The 21,906-nt window shown below is 42.4% G+C and carries 17 protein-coding genes and 3 tRNA genes; 13 read left to right on the forward strand and 7 right to left on the reverse strand.

The window, feature by feature from the left end:
• The 6 genes from F887_RS18385 to F887_RS02195 form a co-directional block, all read left to right on the forward strand.
• Positions 1–2,124, forward strand: a 2,124-nt coding sequence (locus tag F887_RS18385; RefSeq protein WP_005297087.1) for a hypothetical protein, incomplete at its 5' end; no start/stop codon positions are given.
• A gap of 369 nt (positions 2,125–2,493) precedes the next feature.
• Positions 2,494–3,603 carry a porin gene (locus tag F887_RS02215; protein WP_005297090.1) on the forward strand — a complete coding sequence of 370 codons (1,110 nt, stop codon included), beginning with the start codon at positions 2,494–2,496 and terminating at the stop codon, positions 3,601–3,603.
• Between the two features lie 416 nt (positions 3,604–4,019).
• Positions 4,020–5,015: a tripartite tricarboxylate transporter substrate binding protein gene (locus F887_RS02210; RefSeq protein WP_005297091.1), complete on the forward strand. Its 996-nt coding sequence runs from the start codon at positions 4,020–4,022 to the stop codon at positions 5,013–5,015.
• A 97-nt stretch (positions 5,016–5,112) separates the two neighbouring features.
• Entirely contained in the window at positions 5,113–5,556 is a 444-nt protein-coding gene (locus tag F887_RS02205; protein ID WP_005297093.1) for a tripartite tricarboxylate transporter TctB family protein, read from the forward strand.
• A 14-nt stretch (positions 5,557–5,570) separates the two neighbouring features.
• The gene (locus F887_RS02200; RefSeq protein WP_005297096.1) at positions 5,571–7,067 is read left to right on the forward strand and encodes a tripartite tricarboxylate transporter permease; all 1,497 of its coding nucleotides are present in this window, start codon (positions 5,571–5,573) and stop codon (positions 7,065–7,067) included.
• Positions 7,068–7,141: 74 nt separating this feature from the next.
• A complete protein-coding gene (locus tag F887_RS02195) occupies positions 7,142–8,194 on the forward strand; it encodes an AbrB family transcriptional regulator (protein ID WP_005297099.1) in 1,053 nt (350 codons plus the stop codon).
• Between the two features lie 98 nt (positions 8,195–8,292).
• On the opposite strand, the gene F887_RS02190 is transcribed toward F887_RS02195, so the two are convergent.
• The 3 genes from F887_RS02190 to F887_RS02180 form a co-directional block, all read right to left on the reverse strand.
• Positions 8,293–8,369 (reverse strand) — tRNA-Arg (locus F887_RS02190).
• 46 nt (positions 8,370–8,415) lie between these two features.
• Positions 8,416–8,492 (reverse strand) — tRNA-Arg (locus F887_RS02185).
• Between the two features lie 11 nt (positions 8,493–8,503).
• A tRNA-Ser gene (locus tag F887_RS02180) sits at positions 8,504–8,593 on the reverse strand.
• Between the two features lie 259 nt (positions 8,594–8,852).
• Between F887_RS02180 and rnr the strand changes: the two genes are divergently transcribed.
• The 5 genes from rnr to F887_RS02155 all read left to right on the forward strand — a co-directional run bounded on the left by rnr (position 8,853) and on the right by F887_RS02155 (position 14,771).
• Positions 8,853–11,276, forward strand: coding sequence for a ribonuclease R (gene rnr / locus F887_RS02175; protein ID WP_005297101.1), 2,424 nt, complete (start codon positions 8,853–8,855; stop codon positions 11,274–11,276).
• Between the two features lie 86 nt (positions 11,277–11,362).
• Complete coding sequence (locus tag F887_RS02170) at positions 11,363–11,968, forward strand: hypothetical protein (protein ID WP_005297102.1); 606 nt, start codon at positions 11,363–11,365, stop codon at positions 11,966–11,968.
• Positions 11,969–12,029: 61 nt separating this feature from the next.
• On the forward strand, positions 12,030–14,069 hold the full coding sequence (locus F887_RS02165) for a M3 family metallopeptidase (RefSeq protein ID WP_005297106.1): 2,040 nt from the start codon (positions 12,030–12,032) through the stop codon (positions 14,067–14,069).
• A gap of 38 nt (positions 14,070–14,107) precedes the next feature.
• Positions 14,108–14,314 (forward strand): YheV family putative metal-binding protein, encoded by a 207-nt coding sequence (locus tag F887_RS02160; protein WP_004660391.1) that lies wholly within the window; start codon positions 14,108–14,110, stop codon positions 14,312–14,314.
• A 10-nt stretch (positions 14,315–14,324) separates the two neighbouring features.
• Positions 14,325–14,771, forward strand: coding sequence for a hypothetical protein (locus tag F887_RS02155; protein ID WP_005297109.1), 447 nt, complete (start codon positions 14,325–14,327; stop codon positions 14,769–14,771).
• Between the two features lie 47 nt (positions 14,772–14,818).
• On the opposite strand, the gene F887_RS02150 is transcribed toward F887_RS02155, so the two are convergent.
• A complete protein-coding gene (locus F887_RS02150) occupies positions 14,819–15,733 on the reverse strand; it encodes a DMT family transporter (protein WP_005297112.1) in 915 nt (304 codons plus the stop codon).
• Between the two features lie 114 nt (positions 15,734–15,847).
• On the opposite strand from F887_RS02150, the gene F887_RS02145 reads away from it, so the two are divergent.
• Both F887_RS02145 and F887_RS02140 read left to right on the forward strand, forming a co-directional pair.
• The gene (locus F887_RS02145; RefSeq protein WP_005297115.1) at positions 15,848–16,627 is read left to right on the forward strand and encodes an AraC family transcriptional regulator; all 780 of its coding nucleotides are present in this window, start codon (positions 15,848–15,850) and stop codon (positions 16,625–16,627) included.
• Positions 16,628–16,717: 90 nt separating this feature from the next.
• Positions 16,718–17,599 carry a DMT family transporter gene (locus tag F887_RS02140; protein WP_005297117.1) on the forward strand — a complete coding sequence of 294 codons (882 nt, stop codon included), beginning with the start codon at positions 16,718–16,720 and terminating at the stop codon, positions 17,597–17,599.
• 54 nt (positions 17,600–17,653) lie between these two features.
• On the opposite strand, the gene F887_RS02135 is transcribed toward F887_RS02140, so the two are convergent.
• The 3 genes from F887_RS02135 to F887_RS02125 all read right to left on the reverse strand — a co-directional run bounded on the left by F887_RS02135 (position 17,654) and on the right by F887_RS02125 (position 21,797).
• Positions 17,654–19,858: a TRAP transporter large permease subunit gene (locus F887_RS02135; RefSeq protein ID WP_005297120.1), complete on the reverse strand. Its 2,205-nt coding sequence runs from the start codon at positions 19,856–19,858 to the stop codon at positions 17,654–17,656.
• 184 nt (positions 19,859–20,042) lie between these two features.
• Positions 20,043–20,618, reverse strand: coding sequence for a rhombosortase (gene rrtA, locus F887_RS02130; protein WP_005297122.1), 576 nt, complete (start codon positions 20,616–20,618; stop codon positions 20,043–20,045).
• Between the two features lie 75 nt (positions 20,619–20,693).
• Positions 20,694–21,797, reverse strand: coding sequence for a hypothetical protein (locus F887_RS02125; protein WP_005297123.1), 1,104 nt, complete (start codon positions 21,795–21,797; stop codon positions 20,694–20,696).
• Positions 21,798–21,906: the final 109 nt, after the last annotated feature.

Here is a 21,906-nt window from a genome sequence, read left to right on the forward strand (position 1 = left end):
TTAGGTGCGATCACTGGCATCATTGGTGGTATCACGGGCGGTATTGGTGGTGGTGACGGCGGACCTTTAGGTGCAATCACAGGCATTATTGGTGGTATTACTGGCGGAATCGGTGGTGGTGACGGTGGGCCTTTAGGTGCAATTACTGGCATTATCGGTGGCATTACTGGTGGTATTGGCGGTGGTGATGGTGGGCCTCTAGGTTCAATCACTGACATTATCGGTGGCATCACTGGCGGTATCGGTGGTGGTGATGGCGGTCCTCTTGGCGCGATCACAGGCATCATCGGCGGTATTACAGGTGGTGATTTAGGCAATAATCCTGTCACAGGCGTGATTCAAACAGGGATCGATGTGCTTCAAGGTGTTGAAAGCCTCAAAACAGATATTATCAACACAGGTATCAGCACTGTCGGTGGTGCAATCAGCGGTGTTCTTCCGGGCGTTCATCCTGTCATAGACCTCACCAATCTCGGAACCCTCACCTTTGAAACGTCTCGCGATACGGTAAATGGAACACTTGAAGCAATTTCTGATTTGGCTGGCGCAGATATTGGTGGCGCTGCTGGCTCATTAACAGGTGTTGTCGGCACATTAATTAATAATGGCTCAACTGCTTCTGGTCTGGTTCAACATATTGCAGGTGACCTGACAGATGTCGGTGGCCTCATCGGCGGTGGCGAAGGTGGTCCTTTAGGTGCGATCACTGGCATCATTGGTGGTATCACGGGCGGTATTGGTGGTGGTGACGGCGGACCTTTAGGTGCAATCACAGGCATTATTGGTGGTATTACTGGCGGAATCGGTGGTGGTGACGGTGGGCCTTTAGGTGCAATTACTGGCATTATCGGTGGCATTACTGGTGGTATTGGCGGTGGTGATGGTGGGCCTCTAGGTTCAATCACTGACATTATCGGTGGCATCACTGGCGGTATCGGTGGTGGTGATGGCGGTCCTCTTGGCGCGATCACAGGCATCATCGGCGGTATTACAGGTGGTGATTTAGGCAATAATCCTGTCACAGGCGTGATTCAAACAGGGATCGATGTGCTTCAAGGTGTTGAAAGCCTCAAAACAGATATTATCAACACAGGTATCAGCACTGTCGGTGGTGCAATCAGCGGTGTTCTTCCGGGCGTTCATCCTGTCATAGACCTCACCAATCTCGGAACCCTCACCTTTGAAACGTCTCGCGATACGGTAAATGGAACACTTGAAGCAATTTCTGATTTGGCTGGCGCAGATATTGGTGGCGCTGCTGGCTCATTAACAGGTGTTGTCGGCACATTAATTAATAATGGCTCAACTGCTTCTGGTCTGGTTCAACATATTGCAGGTGACCTGACAGATGTCGGTGGCCTCATCGGCGGTGTGACTGGTGGAATCGGTGGTGGCGAAGGTGGTCCATTAGGTGCGATCACTGATATTATTGGTGGTATTACTGGTGGAATTGGTGGTGGTGACGGCGGGCCTTTAGGTGCAATCACTGACATCATCGGTGGCATCACAGGCGGTATCGGTGGTGGTGATGGTGGGCCTTTAGGTTCAATCACTGACATTATCGGCGGTATTACTGGCGGTATTGGCGGTGGTGATGGTGGGCCTCTAGGTTCAATCACTGACATTATCGGTGGTATCACTGGTGGAATTGGTGGTGGTGATGGCGGGCCTTTAGGTGCAATCACAGGCATCATTGGTGGTATTACTGGCGGTATCGGTGGTGGTGACGGCGGGCCTTTGGGCTCATTAACCGATATTTTTGCAACCATCAGCAATGGCGTGAATAGCGGAGATGTAATTTCAGGTATTGCCCAACCAATTCAGACTGTAATTAGTAATGGCAACATCGCTGTTGACACACTACAAGATCATGTCAGCACCTTATTCACAGATGGTTCATTAGAGAGTATCAATAATCTGATCAGTGTCAGTGTTGGCAATGGAGATTACAGTGCTCACGGAAGTGTGGATGGAATCTTGGATGCACTAACAGGAACAGTCACCTCAGGCATCGCTGTGGGTGAACCGAATCCAAATGGTGGTTCGTTAACAGATCTTATTTCGCTTCCATCTTCTTTAAACAATTTAACCGACCATCTATTCAGTTCAGTCAATCACTTCTAAATAGACCAACTAAAAAAGCCGCTGATCTCAGCGGCTTTTTAATATATAAAACAGGTAAAATCTTATCTACCCCATGACCAATAGGCCTATTATGTAAAATCAAAAAGAATAAAAGATCAAATAAGAATTAACAACCAAATCTCAACACTATAAAAACCAGTATTTATAATAAAATTCAAATATAAAAAAATACAATATAAGCCAATTAAATATCACACACTATAAAAATTAAATAAAATCAAAACAGCAATTTATCAATTAAGATTTTTTAATTAAAAATTTAAATCAATAATTAATCAATGCTTAAGTCCCTACTCAACATTAGGGGAAATTGCTTATTCATAATTTTAAATTGTTAGGATGACATCAATGAAATTTAAATTTTTAATGGTTAGTATACTCAGCATTTTAGCAAGCCCATCATTTGCATCACCCCAATTTTATGGTGAGATTGATGCGAGTATAGATTATATACCAGAGAAAAATGCCAATACTGCTGATCGTGACGTTTGGAAAATGAACAGCAATAGTTCTTTTCTTGGGGTAAAAGGTGAGGAAAAACTGACAGATCGTTTAAGCGCAGTTTATTTAATAGAATGGGCATTTAATGCTGATGGGGATGGAAGTGATTGGTCTCAACGAGATCGATATATTGGATTAAAAGACAAGGACATTGGGACACTGAAAATTGGTAAAAATAATTCTCCATTGAAAAAGCTATCAAGTGCGGTAGATAGTTTTAATAACTATATGCGAAATACTGCGGATATAAGAGGAATCATGCCAGGTGAAAACCGGATCAATAATTCTGTGGTGTATGATTCACCTAAGTTTGAGGTCGGGCATGAAGCAAATATTGCAGTCAGTGTTTTACTTGCAACAGGTGAAGCACAGGGCATTAAAAGTAATCAAGGTGGCGTGACCGTAGATGGAAAGGGTTTGGGTGATGCCTGGTCAACTTCGCTAAGCTACACCACACCCATGTTTTTAGCAGGAATTGCCTATGACAAAGCAATTCCAAGTAATTTCTTGGGTCAAGGTTTCTTAAACGCAGCCACTCCGCATACGAATATTGACAGAGTATTTGCTGCTGCAAATACTTTGCGTTTAACCAGCGTCATTAAACCAATCGATAGAATGACTTTAAAAGCATTGGTTCAAACATCTGAGATTGAACCAGCCAATGGTAATCCAATAGAAGCAAGTCATATTGATCAATCGATTGGTTGGCTTATTGGTGCAGAATACAAAATTCCAAATTATGCAAATTGGAATGTAAAAGCACAATATAGTCAAAATTCAACCAGTTTTAAAAATGAAGCAGCTGATTATGATGCAATGCAACTTATGGCAGGTCTCGATTATTCATTCAGCAAACAAGTTAAAGCCTATGGCTATACTGCGTATGCAACATTCAAACAAGCTGATGCAAAAGATAAACAACCTGTGATTGGCACTGGTTTGGAGTTTAAATTTTAACCATCAAAGAGAATATTTTAAATAATATGGCCTTAAAGTAAGTTCGCTTTAAGGCCTTTCTTTATGATCAAATCAAAGTAAAATTTATTCATTAAAAAACACCGCCGACCCTAAATATCAACAATATAATCCCATTCCAACAAAAAAAATTATGAAAGCGCTGACCACACCCAATAAAACCAATATTTATTTCGCAACTAAATTATCGCCTTAACCATATTTTAAAAATGAATCATTATTAAAGAATATATAATGTTAATCTTTTCTGGCATCTTTTAATCAAAATAAATAATAGCGGAATCATATTGGATTAAAACCAATCACCCTATTCAAATTTTAAAATATTAGGCAATGATGCCGATATAACGATGCTGCTCTTTTTCTAAAATACCATCACTTATGGAGACGCGTTTAACATGTTAAGAGGAATTCAATTAGCCAGCACTATAATCGCTATCGGATTAACGTTAACAGCATGTCAAAAAAATAAAGGAGAAGTGGGTGAACCCAAACGACCCGAATGTATTGCACCAGCAAAACCTGGTGGTGGTTTCGATCTCACATGCAAACTGACACAAAATGCATTTAAAGAAACCCAATTATTAAAATCACCGATGCGGGTTACTTACATGCCTGGTGGCGTTGGAGCTGTTGCCTACAACAAGATTGTTGCCAATGACCCTGCAAATAACAATGCCATTGTCGCTTTTTCCACAGGTTCTTTATTAAATCTGGCACAAGGTAAGTTTGGTCAGTACACCGAGAGAGATGTACGATGGTTAGCCATTGTCGGAACAGATTACGGTGTTGTTGCGGTTAATGCAGAATCACCGTACCAAAACCTGAATGACTTGATCGCAGCTCTTAAAAAAGATCCTAAAGCGGTCAGCTTCGGTGCTGGTGGCAGTGTTGGTGGTCAAGACTGGATGCAAACCGCCATGCTCGCCAAAGCTGCGGGCGTTGATCCAAAACAAATGACCTATATCGCCCTAGAAGGTGGCGGTGAAGCGATTACCTCTGTTTTAGGCAATCATATCCAAGTCGTCAGTGCTGGAATCGCAGAAGTTATTCCTCATGTCAAATCAGGGAAATTACGCGCACTGGCTGTATTTGCACCTGAACGCCTTCCCAACGCACTCGCAAATATTCCAACAGCAAAAGAACAAGGTTATGACATTCAATGGCCTGTGGTCCGTGGTTACTATGTCGGCCCTAAAGTGAGTGATGCAGCCTATCAATGGTGGAAAACCTCATTTGAGAAAATGATGGCTGATCCTAAATTTGCAAAATCACGAGAACAGTTTGATTTACTGCCACTTTCCATGACAGGTACAGAACTGGATCATTTTGTCATGCAACAAACCCATCAGCTTAGAGATTTGTCTAAAGAGTTCGATCTCATCTCAGAATAACACCCAAACAATCAGCCTATTTTAGCCGCTGATCTTTCATCGAATGAAGAACCAACATTGAAATACGCTTGAATGTGCATGCAAAAAGGAATGATTTATGTCCGCAGAAAGGATTTTTGCAGGAATTTTAGGCTTTGTTAGTCTAGGCCTTCTGTATTTGGCTTGGGGCTACGTTGCTCCAATCGCTTATGACCCTTTAGGGCCTCGACCTTACCCTGTTCTCCTGCTAGTGCTGTTAATGGTGTCTTGTTTTTATCTGGCGCTTAGGCCCAAGAAATTAGCTGAATCCATTGATTTAGGCTACAGCCCATTGGTACTCAAAAAAATCGGTTTATTGATGTTGTTCATGCTGATGTATGCCCTGACGTTTGAATTCTTAGGCTTCCCGATTGCAACAGCTTTGATGTTCTTCGCTGTCGGCATCCTGTTTGGAGGTCATCCTAAAGCCGCAGCAATCTCTGGGATTGTTTTTGGCTGTCTGTTCTACGGCTTATTTGATTACATCTTGGATGTACCACTACCACTCGGATTTTTGAGTTAATCAAGGATGAATCAATGGATGTTTTTGAATATTTAATGTACGGCTTTCAAGTCGCACTTACACCACAAAATCTACTTATCGCGCTGATTGGCGCATTTATCGGTACGATTGTTGGGCTACTTCCTGGATTAGGTCCCATCAATGGCGTTGCATTGTTATTACCTTTTGCCTATGCCTTAGGACTTCCTCCCGAAAGTGCGCTCATCCTCTTGGCAGCGGTATATCTTGGTTGTGAATATGGTGGTCGAATTTCAGCAATCCTCATCAATGTCCCTGGTGATGCTGCTGCCATCATGTCGACCATTGATGGTTACCCACTTGCCAAACAAGGTAAAGCAGGTATTGCTCTGTCACTTTCAGCCATGAGCTCATTCATCGGCAGTGTTATTGCCATCCTCGGCATTATTTTATTTGCTCCGATTTTAGCTAAATGGGCCATCGTATTTGGTCCTGCTGAATATTTTGTGCTGATGGTATTCGCCCTCACCTGCTTAAGTGGCCTTGTGAGTGATCAACCGGTTAAAACTGCGGTATCGGCCTTAATCGGCTTATTATTGGCTACAGTCGGAGTCGATGCTGTCACTGGCGTGTACCGCTTTACCTTTAATTCGGTCAGTTTAAGTGATGGGATTCAATTTACCACCATTGTCATTGGCTTCTTCAGTATTAGTGAAATCCTGATCATGCTGGAAAAAACCAGTATCGGACAGAAAGCTTTAGGACAAGGTAAACGCAGTTTATTCAATCTCAAAGAGTTTAGCTTCACGCTTGGTTCAACCCTCCGCAGTTCAATACTTGGTTTTATTATCGGTATTTTACCAGGCGCGGGTGCAACCATTGCCAGTGCAATGGCCTATACCAGTGAACGTAAACTTGCAGGTAAAGACAGTCAATTTGGTGAAGGTGATTTACGTGGTATTGCTGCGCCTGAAGCTGCCAATAATGCCTCTGCCTGTGGCTCGTTTATCCCAATGCTCACTTTAGGTGTCCCAGGTTCGGGCACGACAGCTGTCATGCTTGGTGCATTGACCTTGTATAACATCACACCCGGTCCGCAACTTTTTACCGAACAACCCACCATCGTTTGGGGACTGATTGCTTCTTTATTTATTGCCAGCGCCTTATTACTATTTATGAATATCTCACTGGTTCGCTACTTTGCCAAACTACTGAGCGTTCCGAATTTTATTTTACTGCCTGCAATTGCAGCAGTGAGTTTTGTCGGGGTCTATGCAATCCACAGCACCATGTTTGACCTCGTTTTAATGGTTGCACTTGGCGTGTTTGGCTATATTTTACGTAAGCTCAATTTCCCACTCTCTGCCCTGATTTTAGGCTTTGTTCTGGGCGAGTTAATGGAGTCTAGCTTACGTCGTGCACTTTCTATTTCTCATGGTGAACTCTCTATCCTCTTTGATGGTTACATCACTAAAACCCTCTGGATTTTAGCGGGGATCATGATTGTTTTACCTTTACTTCGCTGGTTACGCAGTCGTCACCAAATCCACTAATCATTCAGCCAATAGCCATTATTGATCGCTATTGGCCCCTCCTCCCCACGACTCCTTTACAGGCGACTTTATTCATGATGTACCTCAAGTATATTTCGAGTCTAGCCATTGCCTTGTTAGGTGCTTATCTGGCGCAATGGCTACAGTTTCCTATTCCTTGGCTACTCGGTCCCTTATTGATTACCGCTTTACTCAAAATCAATCGCTTGCCAGTCGAATGCCCTCCTACAGCCCGTAAACTTGGCTTATCTATTATTGGCCTGACACTCGGTTTATATTTCACACCAGAAATGCTGCAACTGATTGCAACACACGGGTGGGTATTATTACTCGGCTTGATCTTTGCTTTATTACTTGGCGGAGTCGGTACGATCATTTTACACCGTTGGGGGAAAGTAGATTTTAAAACCGCATGGTTTGCTTCAGCAATTGGCGGGGCAAACGAAATGTCTCATTTAGCAGAACATTATCAAGCCCGTGTTGATCACGTTGCTTCAGCACATACATTACGTGTTTTGATGGTTGTGATTATTGTTCCATTCTTCTATCAGTTGATGGGTTGGCATGGATTAGACCATCGTGCTCTTGATCTCAACATGGATGTTGATTGGTTCGGTTTTTGTGTTTTGATACTCCTTTCTTATTTCTGTAGTCGTATATTGCAACACTATAAGCTCCCAAATCCATGGACCTTTGGCGCATTGTTTATTGCTGTTATCTTGACTGCACAGAATATTCACCTCTCTGCCATTCCAACCCCAGTCCTACATTTGGGGCAAGTTTTACTCGGTTGGTCGCTAGGCAATAAATTTAAACCTGATTTTTTTAATACTGCACCACAATTTCTCAGCATTGTCGCGATCATTAATCTCAGTGCACTCCTGCTTGCAGGACTGAGCGCTTATGCGATTTCCCAATGGACAAATATTCCGGTAGCGACACTCAGCTTAGGTTTAGCACCGGGCGGCGTTGCAGAAATGACCATTACCGCAAAAATCTTACAACTCGGTGTTCCAATCGTAACGGCCTTTCATGTGGTTCGGATGATTGGTGTGCTCGGAACAACTGGATATTTATATCGTTTTTTTGAAAAGTTACAGCAAAATAAAGCTAAACCATCATTGTGACGGAATCTGATTCGATCAAGGTTCTCAAACCAAACCCTTCTAAAAGCTAAAATTCAGGCACAAAAAAACCGCAATTAAGCGGTTTCTTTCATTTAAGTTGGTGCGCTCAGAGAGATTCGAACTCCCGACCCCTTAGTTCGTAGCCAAGTGCTCTATCCAGCTGAGCTATGAGCGCATTACTTATATGCCTATTCAGGCGTGTGTTACTTTCAATCTTTACTTGGTGCGCTCAGAGAGATTCGAACTCCCGACCCCTTAGTTCGTAGCCAAGTGCTCTATCCAGCTGAGCTATGAGCGCTTTAAGTAAAGTGGCGGTGAGAGAGGGATTCGAACCCTCGGTACAGTTACCCGTACGCATCCTTAGCAGGGATGTGGTTTCAGCCACTCACCCATCTCACCGTAACACGAGCGCAATAATACAAACTAAAACTACATTACACAAGGGATGATCCTGTTTTTTTCTCCTTTTTTAAACCAATCAAATGTTTTTTAACCAATTCTTGTGTTTTTTCAGCATTTTTTGGCTCAACGCTTGTTAATATAGCGTTCTCTCCTTTATTCAGATTGGGCAATAAACAGAATCTTGCAATCTTTGACGTGCAGTTAAAGTTTGAATGACTTATGCTAAACCGATCTGCCAGATGTGAAATGAAACGATATGACTACAAATTGGGTTGATCCCGAAGCAAAAGCAGAAGCGCAACGTTACGATAATCCTATTCCTAGCCGAACTCTTATTCTAACTACATTAGAACAATTAAAAGCTGCACAGTCTCATGCAGAACTCGTTGATCACTTTAATATTCCAGATCAAAAAAGTATTGATGCATTGAATCACCGTTTAAGTGCCATGGTGCGTGACGGACAACTCATGAAGGATGGTTTTAAATACCAACCTGCAACCGATCTGCCAAGCCATGAAGCAACGGTCTATATCAATAGTAAGGGATTGGGTACTGCCAATATTTCAGGTCAGGAAGATGTCCTTTTACCTGAGCGCGAACTGCGTCTGGTCTTTAATGGCGACCGCGTTAAAGTGCGTCAGACTTCGGTTGACCGTAAAGGTAAGCCTTGGGGCTTTATCACCGAAGTGGTACAGCATCGTGTCAAACAGATTATTGGCAAATTGTCTGAACATGAAGGTGAATACTTTATTCAACCAAGTAATCCAAACCAACACCAACCCATTACTTTAGAAAAAGAATTGATTAAGCATGCCAATGCCAAAGTTGGGGATATGCTGCGTGTCGCAATTGATGACTATCCAACACGTGAAGAACTGGCGACAGGTCATATCGTGCAATCGATGGCAGATAAAGCAGATACCGAAATTATCATTCCACAAACGATTTTAGAATTTGGTCTACCTTACGAATTCCCTGAAGCCCTGGTGAAAGAAGCTGAAAGCTTCAAGGAACCATCGGCGAAAGATCTTAAAGGACGTGTTGATTTACGTGATTTGCCACTGGTCACCATTGATGGTGAAGATGCACGTGACTTTGACGATGCCGTATTTGCAGAAAAACGTGCAGGTGGTGGTTATCGTGTTGTCGTCGCAATTGCCGATGTCAGCCATTATGTTCGTTTAGACTCACCTTTAAATGAAGAAGCCGAAGAACGCGGTACATCGGTTTATTTCCCGCACTTTGTCTTGCCGATGCTGCCAGAAGCTCTGTCGAATGGCTTGTGTTCTTTAAATCCACATGTTGACCGTCTATGTATGGTCTGTGATTTAAAACTGTCTCGTGCAGGTAAAGTCACAGGTTATGAGTTCTACCCTGCGGTGATGCATTCTAAAGCGCGTTTGACTTATACCCAAGTGGGACAATATTTTGAGGGCGCAACCCATGCGATCCCTGAAGATAAGACCATTCATAAGTCACTCAATACGCTCTTCCAACTTTATCAAACCCTGAAAGGCTTACGCGCTGAACGCCATGCAATGGAATTTGAAACCATTGAAACCTATATGACCTTTGATGAGTTAGGTGGTATCAAAGAAATCTTGCCGCGTAGTCGTAACGATGCGCATAAATTAATTGAAGAATGTATGTTGCTGGCCAACGTGGCTGCAGCAGAATATGCGTTAGAGCATGATATTCCGATGTTGTATCGTGTACATGAAGCACCAGAGTTTTCACGTATTCAAAAAGTACGTGACTTTGTCAAATTACTGGGCTTGCCATTCCCTGAGCAGCCAACCCAAGCAGATTATCAAGCCGTCATTGAAGCGACCAAAGATCGTTTAGATGCGCCGAGTATCCATGCGGTGCTGTTACGTTCAATGATGCAGGCCTACTATGGCGCAAAAAATTCAGGCCATTATGGTTTGGCGTATGAGGCCTATACCCACTTTACTTCGCCGATTCGTCGTTACCCTGATTTATTATTACACCGTGCCATCAAAGCGTATTTAGACAAAAAGGCATATCCACTGTCAGGCGCAGCTTTAGATGATGCAGGTGAGCATTTCTCTAAAACTGAACGTCGTGCCGATGAGGCATCACGTAGCGTTACCATGTGGTTAAAATGCCACTATATGCAACAGCATATCGGTGATGAGTTTGTCGGAGTCATCAGCGCTGTCACAGAGTTTGGTCTGTTTGTCACACTCAAAGATTTATATGTCGATGGGATGATTCATGTCAGCCAATTGGGCGATGACTTCTTCGTCTATGACCAAGCCAGCCAAAGCTTGATTGGTCAAAACCGTGGCCAGTCATTCAGTCTTGGCGATGAAGTGAAAATCCAAGTGGCAGGTGTAAACTTGGAAGAACGTAAGATCGACTTCCAGTTGGTGCAGCAATTAACCCATTTAGGCCGAGTCATTCGTCAAAAAGCACCTCGTACTTCGACGCCAAATCGTATTCAAAGCACAGAAGAGGTTTTTAGCAAAGCACCAGCTAAAGCAAAATTAAGTGAAGATGGTGAAAAGCCTGTGCGCAAGAAAAAGGACAAAAACAGTCCAAGTTCTTATGCCAAGAAATCGGGTAAGAAGTCTTCTGCTAAACCTGAGGCCAAAGAGAAAGCCAAGAAGAAAGTGAAAAAGAAAAAGTCGAATGCGAAAGCAAAGCAGGACTGATTCTGAAAGAGCAAGTTCAACCCTGAGCTTGCTCTTTTTACTTAAGCGCATACAATCATAAAATACCAAGATATATTAATAAGAAAATGATGTATTACTCTGCAATCAAGAAACTTCAAAAAATAATGATCATTTCGATCTATGTTCTTATTTTAACTGTTGGATTCTTCGAACATTTTTCCACAAGCGCTCATTTTGTTCCGACGAATAATGTTGCAAAATTTGGATTGTATTTCTCTATCATCGCAGCATATGGGTTTGTCCTGACAGGCTATTATCTTGTTTATCGCACGCAATGGAAAATGTCAGAGAAATTCACAAAACAGATCTCTTCCCCCTTTCAGCATATTTTCAATTTTATAGGTATTGCCCCACTGATAGCGATACTCATCTATTATACCGTCAGTGGTATCACCCCTTATTTATATACCTCTTACTTTGGCGATACAGCTGAAAAACAGGTTATTGCAACCGCAGTCGTTTCAAATAACAACAAGGCAAAATGTCATTATGAATTAACAAGTAAGACTTTCAATTACTTTTTCTTTGATTACTGTCTCACCGCCCAACAATATCAACAATTCCCTCCCGACCAAAACGTAATGGTCAAACTTTCCACTAAGCAAAGTCACTTAGGTACAATTGTAGAGCGTTTTCAAGGAATTATGCCTGAATCAACAAATCAGCCTTGATTTCCTCTGCACTAAGCCCTACATCTATAACTATGTTTAAAGATGAAATGGCAAAAATACAATGACACTACAGCAAGCAACGCTTCCCGTTCCTCAATTTGATCAAATTCAACTTGCCGACTTAAAACAACAGATTGAACATAGCATTCAAAATGGTCAAAATTTCTTAAATCAACTCAATGAAGTGCCAGCAACGACAGAAGCTCAACTTGCCACGCTGAGCGAAGTCGATCAACTTGAAAATAATATGAGTGAAGCTTGGGGTGTTTTATCACATCTCAATGCCGTCATGAACAATACTGAAACCCGTGAAGTGTATCAAGCCTTGTTACCCAGCTTAAGCGAATATTACACCCAGTTGGGTCAACACACGGCGCTTTATCAAACCTATCAACAGGTTCATGACAGTGCTGTTTTTCAAACACTAAGCGAAGCACAACAAAGTGCTATTAAACTGGCTTTACGTGACTTTAAACTGTCTGGCGTTGCGCTCGAAGGTGAAGCCAAAAAACGTTATGCGGAAATTTCAGCACGATTATCCCAATTGTCTTCAGATTTCTCTAACCATGTGCTGGATGCAACCCAAGCGTATTTCAAACCTTTGGCAGAAGCCCAACTCAAAGGCTTACCACAAAGCAGTGTTGAACTGTTAAAACAATACGGACAACAACGCGAGCTTGAACAGGCTGTTGCCACACTCGACTTCCCTGCTTATTTTGCGATTATGACCTATGCCGATGATCGTGAATTAAGAGAAGAACTCTACAAAGCTTATGTGACACGTGCCTCAGAACAATCCGACCAGACCGAATTTGACAATACCCCTGTGATGGAAGATATTCTGAGCTTACGTCAGGAAATGGCGCAACTGCTTGGTTTTAACAATTTCGCTGAATATTCACTTGCCAGCAAAATGGCACCTGATGTTGAAACTGTTCATCAATTCTTAGTGGATTTGGCAGAACATGCCCGTACTCCTGCGCTGGCTGAAATTGCAGAACTCAAAACCATTGCGCAACAAGATGGAATTGAAGAATTAAAACCATGGGATGCAACTTACTATTCTGAGAAATTGAAACAACAACAATTCAATCTTTCTCAAGAAGCACTTAAGCCATATTTCCCTGCACCCAAAGTTGTTGACGGTTTATTCCAGATCGTGCAACGCCTTTACGGTATCCAGATCGTTGAACGCCAAGCCCCTGTTTGGCAAGATGACGTACGTTATTTCGAAATTGAAGATCAAGATCAAGTGGTTGGTGGTTTCTACTTTGATTTATATGCACGCAACGGTAAACGTGGTGGCGCATGGATGAGTGGTTTCCGCTCTCGTGTGCAAACAGCGACCGGTCTGCAAAAACCAATTTGCTATATGGTGTGTAACTTCACGCCACCCATTGGTGATCAACCTGCCCTACTTACTCACGATGAAGTAATTACTTTATTCCATGAATTTGGACATGGCTTACATCATATGTTGACCGAAGTGGATAACATCTCGGTTGCAGGTACACACGGCGTGGCATGGGATGCGGTTGAATTACCAAGTCAGTTTATGGAATTCTGGGCATGGGACAATGAGAGCCTAGACGTTCTCAGTGAGCACACTGAAACCAAGCAAACGCTACCACAAGAATTGTTATCTGCTTTGCTCGATGCACGTTTCTTCCAATCAGGTATGCAAACCCTGCGTCAAATTGAATTTGCTTTATTTGATCTTACGATTCATCGCCAAGCTCCCGCATTAAACAGCCAGCAAATCCAAGCGACTTTAGATGATATTCGCAGTAAATTTGCGGTTGTACCTGCTGTTGCTTATAACCGTTTCCAGCACAGTTTTAGTCATATTTTTGCGGGTGGTTATGCTGCAGGCTACTACTCATATAAATGGGCAGAAGTTTTAGCGAGTGATGCCTTTGACCGTTTCGAAAGTGAAGGTATTTTTAATACCGAAACTGGAAAAGAGTTTAGAAAGTTTATTCTAGCAGTTGGCGGAAAAGATACAGCACTTGATGCGTTTCGCAATTTCCGAAAAAGAGAGCCGAAAATAGATGCGTTATTACGCCATCAAGGTTGGACGAACACAGATAAAACCGCTTAAACTATGTCATTATTATTCACAGGGTGTAATTAACTGACATGAAAAGACAGTTCATCGCGGGCGCAAAATGCCCTAAATGTGGCGCCTTAGATCGTGTCGTTAAGATCATCACTGTGGATGACGAGTGGATTGAATGTATCGAATGTGCTTATAGCGAAAAACGCCCGACCCACGTGGAAGAGCAACAACCCGCTGAGCCAGATGAAATTGGGGTGATACAGTTCAAACCTCGTCATTTTGACTAGAAGGTTAAAAATGATGTCCACATACCAAACTGAAAATTCCAAATTATTATGGATGATAATTGCCGGAATGAGCGTTGCAGTGGTTCTGTTCCTTGCTGTCCAATGGTTTTTAGCACAAAAAGACCAGCAAACAACGCCCCTCGCAACTCAGCCTGTTGCCACAAAAACCGTTGCAACACCCGCAGGGCCAACAACGACCGCTGAAGAAACCGCAGCAACACCTGATGTTGCCCAGCCAATTCAATTGGTTGAAGCATCAATCATTAAGGATCCAATTCCTGCCAATGATAGTTTAGCGAAAGAAGAAATCGCAAAATTGGATGATATTCATCAACAACTGCAAGACCAGCAACATGATTTGAAACAGCAGAATAGCGATGTTGATACGTTACTCAAGCTGAAAGAAGATCAAATTAAGCTCTTGGAAGCCCAAATCGCTGCACAGAGTAAATCTTAAAAGAAAAAGCTTTAACCTCGGTTAAAGCTTTTTTGTTCGCAATATGGTTAATCTAAAATTTGCTTCGAGTCCTGCTTCAGCTGGATGGGTTTCTGAATGGTTTGGGCAATCAGAATACCAATTAAGGTTAATCCCCCACCAATATAATGAAACATCTGCAAATGTTCTCCCAATAATACCACTGCGATCATGGCGGTAAACAAAGGCAGTAAATTCATAAAAATACTGTTGCGATTCGGCCCTAAATGTCTCACTCCTTCAATCCATAAATAAGACAATAACACCGATGAAAAAATACTGGCATATACAATCAGGGGAATGGTCTGTTGGTTCAACTGTATGTCTTTGGCAGGCAAAAATATAAAAAATGGCAATACATATATAATGGCAAAACTGGATTGTACGAAGTTAGATTGCCAAGCAGGGATCGGCATTTTCCAGCGTTTCAGCAACACGCCATATAAAGCATAGCCTGCTGCTGCAATCAACATTAAGCCATCACCGAGATGAACGCCTTGCTGCCAAATATCAACAATTGAACCATGACTCAGCAAGTACAAGATGCCATAGAAAGATAAAGCACCACCAAACAACATGCCATAACTGATACGATCTTTCAGCATTAAACTACTCAAGATCATGGTCAGTAACGGAATCAATGCGGTCACAATCGCCATATTGGTTGCGGTGGTGGTCGCTGCCGCTTGATAAGATAAAAACTGAAATAAAGACACCGAAAGAAAACCTCCCAGCGCCAATTGCTTCCAATATTGCTGAATCGTCTTCCGATTTTTCCAGACAGGAATCAGCACAAAAGTACTCATCACAGTAAGCGCCAGTACTAGACGATAAAAAGTAATCGCCACAGGAGAAATAGCATGACTGGCCATTTTGGAGACCACGACATTTCCCGCCCAAAATAAAATGGCGAATAAGGGATAAAAATAAGCTTTCTGAAACATGAACGAGACCTATACATTGCAGTATCAATCATGCTAAAAAATAATCGAATCATCGTTTCTCGATAATAAGACGACTTCTATCGAGAAAAAGACAAAAAGTTTGAGAGACTTGAGATGGGCAAGAACTTTGAACATGGATTCTTAGATTATCCAGTGTATGCGTTTTCTGAAAACTACCCACATGGACATATTGAAGATTGGCATAGCCATGATCGAATCCAATTAATTCATACGCTATCAGGTGTGATCCGTGTTCAAACCCATGAAGGGATCTGGATTACTCCACCTGGGCGTGGTGTCTGGATTCCTGCGCAAAAACCACATGCCCTACTCAGTAGTGGCGATGTCAAAGCCCGAGGCGTTTTTATCGAAGTCTCACCTCAAACCAATACGCTAGATCAATGTCGCGTCGTTGCAATTCCCGCTTTATTAAGAGAATTGATGAGCAGTGCCATGCAAATACGGACGAGTATTCAGACGAATAGCCGTAATGAACGACTACTGCAACTGATTTTAGATGAAGTTCGGTTATTGCCCACACTCGCCTTCAATCTAACTGATCCTCAAAATCCCAAACTTCAGCAGCTATGCCAAAGAATTAAAGACAATTTAGCAGTGGCGTGGACCCTAGAAGATACCGCAGAGCAACTACATATGAGTAGTAAAACGCTGGCACGTCATTTCCAAAAAGAAACTGGACTCCATTTTTCCCATTGGGTCCGTCAAGCCAAACTCATGCAAGCCATGATTGACTTGGGCATGAACAAGCCCGTATTAAATGTCGCACTGGACTTGGGTTATGACAGCCCGAGCGCCTTTAGTGCCATGTTTAAGCGTGAAACCAGCATGACACCGAGCGTCTATCTTAAACAGTTTTCTGAAACATATACTTGAGCCTCTGTTTGAGGTATTCAGGTGAAATTGCATTCCTTTCCTCTGCGTAGAGGCATAAAATAGGCATAATCTCCCAATATAATAATCACTATGGACACGCCTCACTCCAATCGCAACCTTATCCTCGCGATTGGTTGTCTCACCCTTTCTGCTCTGCTTTTTTCAGTGATGGGAATCTGTATTCGTTATGCCTCACATACCGTAGATAACTACACCATTGTATTTTTCCGCAATGTGGTCGGGCTGATTCTGTTCGTCCCTTTTCTTTTGAAGCAAGGGACAAGCTTTGTAAAAACAGAAAAACTCTGGATGCATACATGGCGCAGTATTGTTGGACTCGCAGCCATGTATGGGTTTTTCTATGCCATTGCCCATTTAAAACTTTCCAATGCCATGGTATTTACCTATTCCTCTCCGATTTTTATTCCTTTAATCGCGTGGCTGTTCCTCAAAGAAAAAGTCACTACGGCGATGCTGTTTGCAGCAGGTTTGGGTTTTATAGGCGTGTTCTGTGTGGCAAAACCTGATCAGGGTTTACTGAATTGGATTTCAATCGTAGGTATCAGTTCGAGTTTATTAGCATCGATGGCCTTTGTGACAGTACGTGCTCTGACGCAAACTGAACCACCTGAACGCATCGTATTTTATTTCTGCTTTATTGGTTCACTCTTGTCCGTGATTCCGATGTTCTGGGTCTGGCGGCCTTACCATTTACATGAACTGTTTTTTCTAATTGCAGCTGGTGTACTGGCCAATGTCAGCCAGATTTTTATGTCTCATGCCTATCGTCTTGCTCCTGCAGGACAAATTGCACCCGTTAATTATGTAGCGATTATCTTCGCAGGGATTTGGGGCTTTTTGCTTTGGAATGAAGTCCCTGATCTTTCTAGCATGATCGGCTTCGGGATTATCCTATTGGCAATTTTATTATGTAGCCCATTAACGCAAAGGGAAAAGAAATTCACTCGATAACCACTCCTGCATAAACTAAAAAAGCACCCGAAGGTGCTTTTTTAGTTTCAATAGTTAGTGTTTATACCAACCAAACATTTGGAAGATATACGGTGCATAGGTCACCAAGACCAAAGATGAGAACAATACGATAATCGGCAATAACCAGCGCTCATAACGGAAGTAGAAACTGGTGTATTTCTCTTTCGCTTCCTTATCGGCGGCCGTAACCTCTTCATCCCCGACGGAGAGTCGCGTCAGTAAGTGGTTCAAAGCAACAGGCGGCGTTACATAACCGAATTCGAATGCAACCAATACGATCATCCAGAAGTGGATCGGATGGATACCATTCTCGTAGGCCACAGGTGCAACCGTTGCAGCAACTAAAATCACCGCACCAAATGGATCTGTTGTCATACCAATAATGGCAAGTAACAGCGCAATAAAGGCAAGTGAAATATAGATATTACCCAAGTGTGTCGGTAATAACTCAACCACTTCAGCACGCTCAATTAAACCACCGACACTTGCAGATAATGCCATAAGCAGAATCAATGCACCGATATGTCCAACCGTTTCTGAGGTTGCAAAACGTAATGCACCACCAAAACCAAAGCTCTTACTGCCATGTGGATCATGTGATTTCAAGAATTCTGATTTCTTTTCATGCTCACGAACCAGTGCTTCATGCTTGGCATCAACGACTGGCGCAGGTGCAAGTTTTGCTGAAAACAACTTGTCAAACAAGATCATTGCAATCAACACCAACGGTAAAATCATCGGTGCAGTGAATTCATTGATCGATGTATCTAAAGCAAGCTTATAGAACATCACAACGGCAAAACCAATGATCACATAAGGAATCACAGGTACGCACGCACGCAACATGCCAGGAACTGCAATTTTAGGCGAGTTCACACGGAATTTTTCTTCAGCAAGAATTAAAGAAACACCAAGGAAAATGAATGCTGTTAACCAGAATACATAGATACCATGATCAAATAATTCTGTAGAGGTCACATGACGGCTGTCCAACATCGAAATCAAGATCACAAGTAAGCATGGACGAATGACCACACCTAAAGAACCTGACATCGCAGATACAGCGAGTGCATATTGACGACGTGCACCAGAGTTCCAGACTTCTTTATAGATGATTGCACCCGCTGCAATAACGAAAATACCAGAAGCACCTGTATATGCTGTTGGAATCGCTGCTGCAATCAAGATTAACCATGTTAATGTTTCAGGTGCCAAGTTCCATGGACGTAGGATGTTTAAGAATAAATCCATCACACGTGTTTGAGTGAGCAACATACCTGCCCAAATAAACAATGCAAGATTTAAGAAAATCCCCGAGAACTCAACCAAGATACCTAAGTAAATCCCTTGCCCCATCGGATAATCCATGAAGAAGGTAAATACAATCCCTGTCACCAAGGACATGAAGGCATACAGTGGGACACTGAGTAAAGCTAAACCAAAGTTACCTTTCGGCTGTGCAGTTTTTGGAATAAAGATAAACTGGAAAATACTGATAATGGTCAGCGATACAAACAGTGCAATCCACAACCAATACAAGACAGCTGTTTTACCCGCAACCTCGACCCCAGAATTCAATACCGAGTGGTATTGGCTAATCACTGAATAACTGAGTAAAGCATTACCTGCAACCATCAACGCCGAATAAACACGGAAGTCAATTTTAGTTTTTGGTGCACGCAAACCAATATGGTGATAACGCAAAGATGCTGTAATCGAAGCAAACAACACCATGATTAATAAAATAACAGTTTGGTTTTCAGATCCTAGTTTAAAGATACCGAAGAAGGTGGTTTCAACTTTACGATAAGTACGAATGCTTGGATGAGCTTCCAAGTGCTTCATTGCTTTATCATAGAATTGATATTTTTCTTCACACTGTTGCTGTGCTGCGAGTAACGATGCACGCACATCAGATTCAGAAGCCGCACCAAACATACTGGCAAATTCATCGGCAGCATTGGCTTTCATCTGCTCTTGAACTTGTGCATCAATGTTAGGATGTCGATCACAAGATGGTTTTTCAGGTTCCGCACGTAAAAATGAGTACTGCATCCCTGTTGTTTGATCACCATACAGACGCTCCCCCATACGAAGCATCTGACCGTGAATCATCTCGCCTGTACCAATAAGCAAAGTCATTAGCAACAAAGCAAGAATGATGAATGTTGATATCCAATCATTCCAGATATAGCCTAACCGGGCTAATCCGGATTTATTCTCTTGATCATTTTGCATGTCTATTCCAGTTTATTGTTATCAACATCCATCCAAAGATGTTGAATCATGCGATGTCCATGGTTGATAGATAAATGAATTTACCCTCTTCTTAACCAATCCCTTTTAAACCGATTAAATTTGCAGCAAACTTTTTCAAAAAAGAATGACTGCAATCACTTTATTGTTGGTTATTTTTATCAATTTATATGTTCTCTGTTTTCCTTCTTATCAATAAATAGCTTAAACCACATATCACACCACCAATCGCACCAATCAGATGCGCTTCGGTCAGTACAGGGCTACCAATGAGCTGAGCCGTCCCTGTTTGTCCAAAAGAGTTTTCCCAGATCAGTTTCGCAGCGATCAGTGCCAACACTAACATTGCAAATTTACGTTCATTCTTATATTGCAAATACACCAATCCGACTGCGGTATATAAACCATGCAAAACCCCTGAAAGGCCTGCATAAGCATCAATATAAGGCAAATAGAAATAAAAAACTAAACTAATGAATGGGGGAAGTAGCAACAACAAAGCCCACAGATGCCAATTGCGTACATGAGGAAAAATAAATGGTAAACATGCAAATGCCAACATATTCAGCAAGAAATGAATCCAACCCACATGTACCCAATGCGCGGTCCATAACCGCCAAAACTCAGTCAGCAGACTGGGTCTCCAATAAATAAAATGATCTGCAAACACTTGTAGACAAGCCGATATGGAAATACATATCGCGATCAAAATGACTTTCCGTATCCATATTTGATCTTTCATTTATCTATCACCTCTTAAAAAACAGACCTTTTACAAGTTTAGATGTTTCAAATGTAAAAGGTCGTTTAATTCAGGTTACTGTGCTGGTGTTTCTGATGCTGGCGCTGATTCATCTTGAGCTGGTGCAGGTGCGGCATCGCCGCCACCATCAAACAATGAATCTAACTCTGCTGAGCTTTCTTGTTTATCATCCCAGAATGAAGTCAGACCTTCATCACTCGCTCTCACACCCGTATTTTCAGTCCAATAACGATCTGCAATCCCACGGACCATCAAGCCCGCCATTTTATCAATCAATCTGAATTGTGGGTTAGCCGGCTTATCCTCACCGGTTGCTGCTGCATATGAACGGAAAGCATCACGTAGTTTTGCATCATCACCACTGGCTTGTGCAGCAACCGCATAAAGTGCATGCGCTAAACGAACACCTTTTTTCTCGCCAATTGCCATGGATTGCTTCATGGTGGCATACGGTTCAGGCTTTCCATCACCCGCACCTGGTAATAAGGTCCAGATCACCGCACGGGTTGCCATCGGCGCACCCCAGAATTTTTCATTATCCAAGCACGCCATGCCTCGTTCAACAATCCCTGCAATATCTTTAGGGACATTAATCGCACCGCCCGAGTTAATATCATTGGTCATGGCCTGAAGACCACTCACCATACCCAGTAAATAAACGGTTTGATCTAAATCATTACGCATGGTTGGGCATGAATCGCCTAATTTATATTTGTATTTGGTTTCCCAGCGATTCGCAAAAAGTTGATAACCTGCATATTGACGTTCAGCAGCAATCGCAGCCCAACGTTTCTGTTCAATACGCGCATCTTGCGCTTCAGACACTTGCCCCGCTTTAGAGGCACGTAAATAACGTAATTCTGCTTCTAGGGCTTGATTCTCGGCACACACACCAGCTGCTGTATAAAGCAATACCGCCATACGCGTCGGATCAGCACCCATATCTTTGGTTGACATCACTGCAGGCGTTAAAGCATTACCTGAGTTACACACCATTTCGGCATCATCCATCGACAAAATCGGTGGAACGATATGCTTTTCACCAAAACCAAGTGCAACATTGGCACCGGTTTTAATCACATACGAGCATCCTGACAGCATTGATGTTGTTAATACTGCAACCGCCACACCTTGCCCAATTTTCTGGAGTTTAGACATACTTCCTGTCCCTCTAATAATTTGTTTTTTCCTTTTAGCTGTACATTATCAGATGCAATACTTGAATTAAAGAGTAATTGCTCTAATTTAACGAGGACATTTTGACATA

It is taken from the genome of Acinetobacter sp. NIPH 2100 (assembly GCF_000369805.1).
Lineage (GTDB): Bacteria > Pseudomonadota > Gammaproteobacteria > Pseudomonadales > Moraxellaceae > Acinetobacter.

Bases quoted from the DNA above. Each gene is read 5' to 3' on its own strand.
- F887_RS02145 (WP_005297115.1), top strand. From the start codon at position 15,848: ATGGGCAAGAACTTTGAACATGGATTCTTAGATTATCCAGTGTATGCG.
- F887_RS02200 (WP_005297096.1), top strand. From the start codon at position 5,571: ATGGATGTTTTTGAATATTTAATGTACGGCTTTCAAGTCGCACTTACA.
- rrtA (WP_005297122.1), bottom strand. From the start codon at position 20,618: ATGAAAGATCAAATATGGATACGGAAAGTCATTTTGATCGCGATATGT.
- F887_RS02170 (WP_005297102.1), top strand. From the start codon at position 11,363: ATGATGTATTACTCTGCAATCAAGAAACTTCAAAAAATAATGATCATT.
- F887_RS02150 (WP_005297112.1), bottom strand. From the start codon at position 15,733: ATGTTTCAGAAAGCTTATTTTTATCCCTTATTCGCCATTTTATTTTGG.
- F887_RS02215 (WP_005297090.1), top strand. From the start codon at position 2,494: ATGAAATTTAAATTTTTAATGGTTAGTATACTCAGCATTTTAGCAAGC.
- F887_RS02205 (WP_005297093.1), top strand. From the start codon at position 5,113: ATGTCCGCAGAAAGGATTTTTGCAGGAATTTTAGGCTTTGTTAGTCTA.
- F887_RS02165 (WP_005297106.1), top strand. From the start codon at position 12,030: ATGACACTACAGCAAGCAACGCTTCCCGTTCCTCAATTTGATCAAATT.
- F887_RS02135 (WP_005297120.1), bottom strand. From the start codon at position 19,858: ATGCAAAATGATCAAGAGAATAAATCCGGATTAGCCCGGTTAGGCTAT.
- F887_RS02155 (WP_005297109.1), top strand. From the start codon at position 14,325: ATGATGTCCACATACCAAACTGAAAATTCCAAATTATTATGGATGATA.
- F887_RS02210 (WP_005297091.1), top strand. From the start codon at position 4,020: ATGTTAAGAGGAATTCAATTAGCCAGCACTATAATCGCTATCGGATTA.
- F887_RS02160 (WP_004660391.1), top strand. From the start codon at position 14,108: ATGAAAAGACAGTTCATCGCGGGCGCAAAATGCCCTAAATGTGGCGCC.
- rnr (WP_005297101.1), top strand. From the start codon at position 8,853: ATGACTACAAATTGGGTTGATCCCGAAGCAAAAGCAGAAGCGCAACGT.
- F887_RS02125 (WP_005297123.1), bottom strand. From the start codon at position 21,797: ATGTCTAAACTCCAGAAAATTGGGCAAGGTGTGGCGGTTGCAGTATTA.
- F887_RS02140 (WP_005297117.1), top strand. From the start codon at position 16,718: ATGGACACGCCTCACTCCAATCGCAACCTTATCCTCGCGATTGGTTGT.
- F887_RS02195 (WP_005297099.1), top strand. From the start codon at position 7,142: ATGATGTACCTCAAGTATATTTCGAGTCTAGCCATTGCCTTGTTAGGT.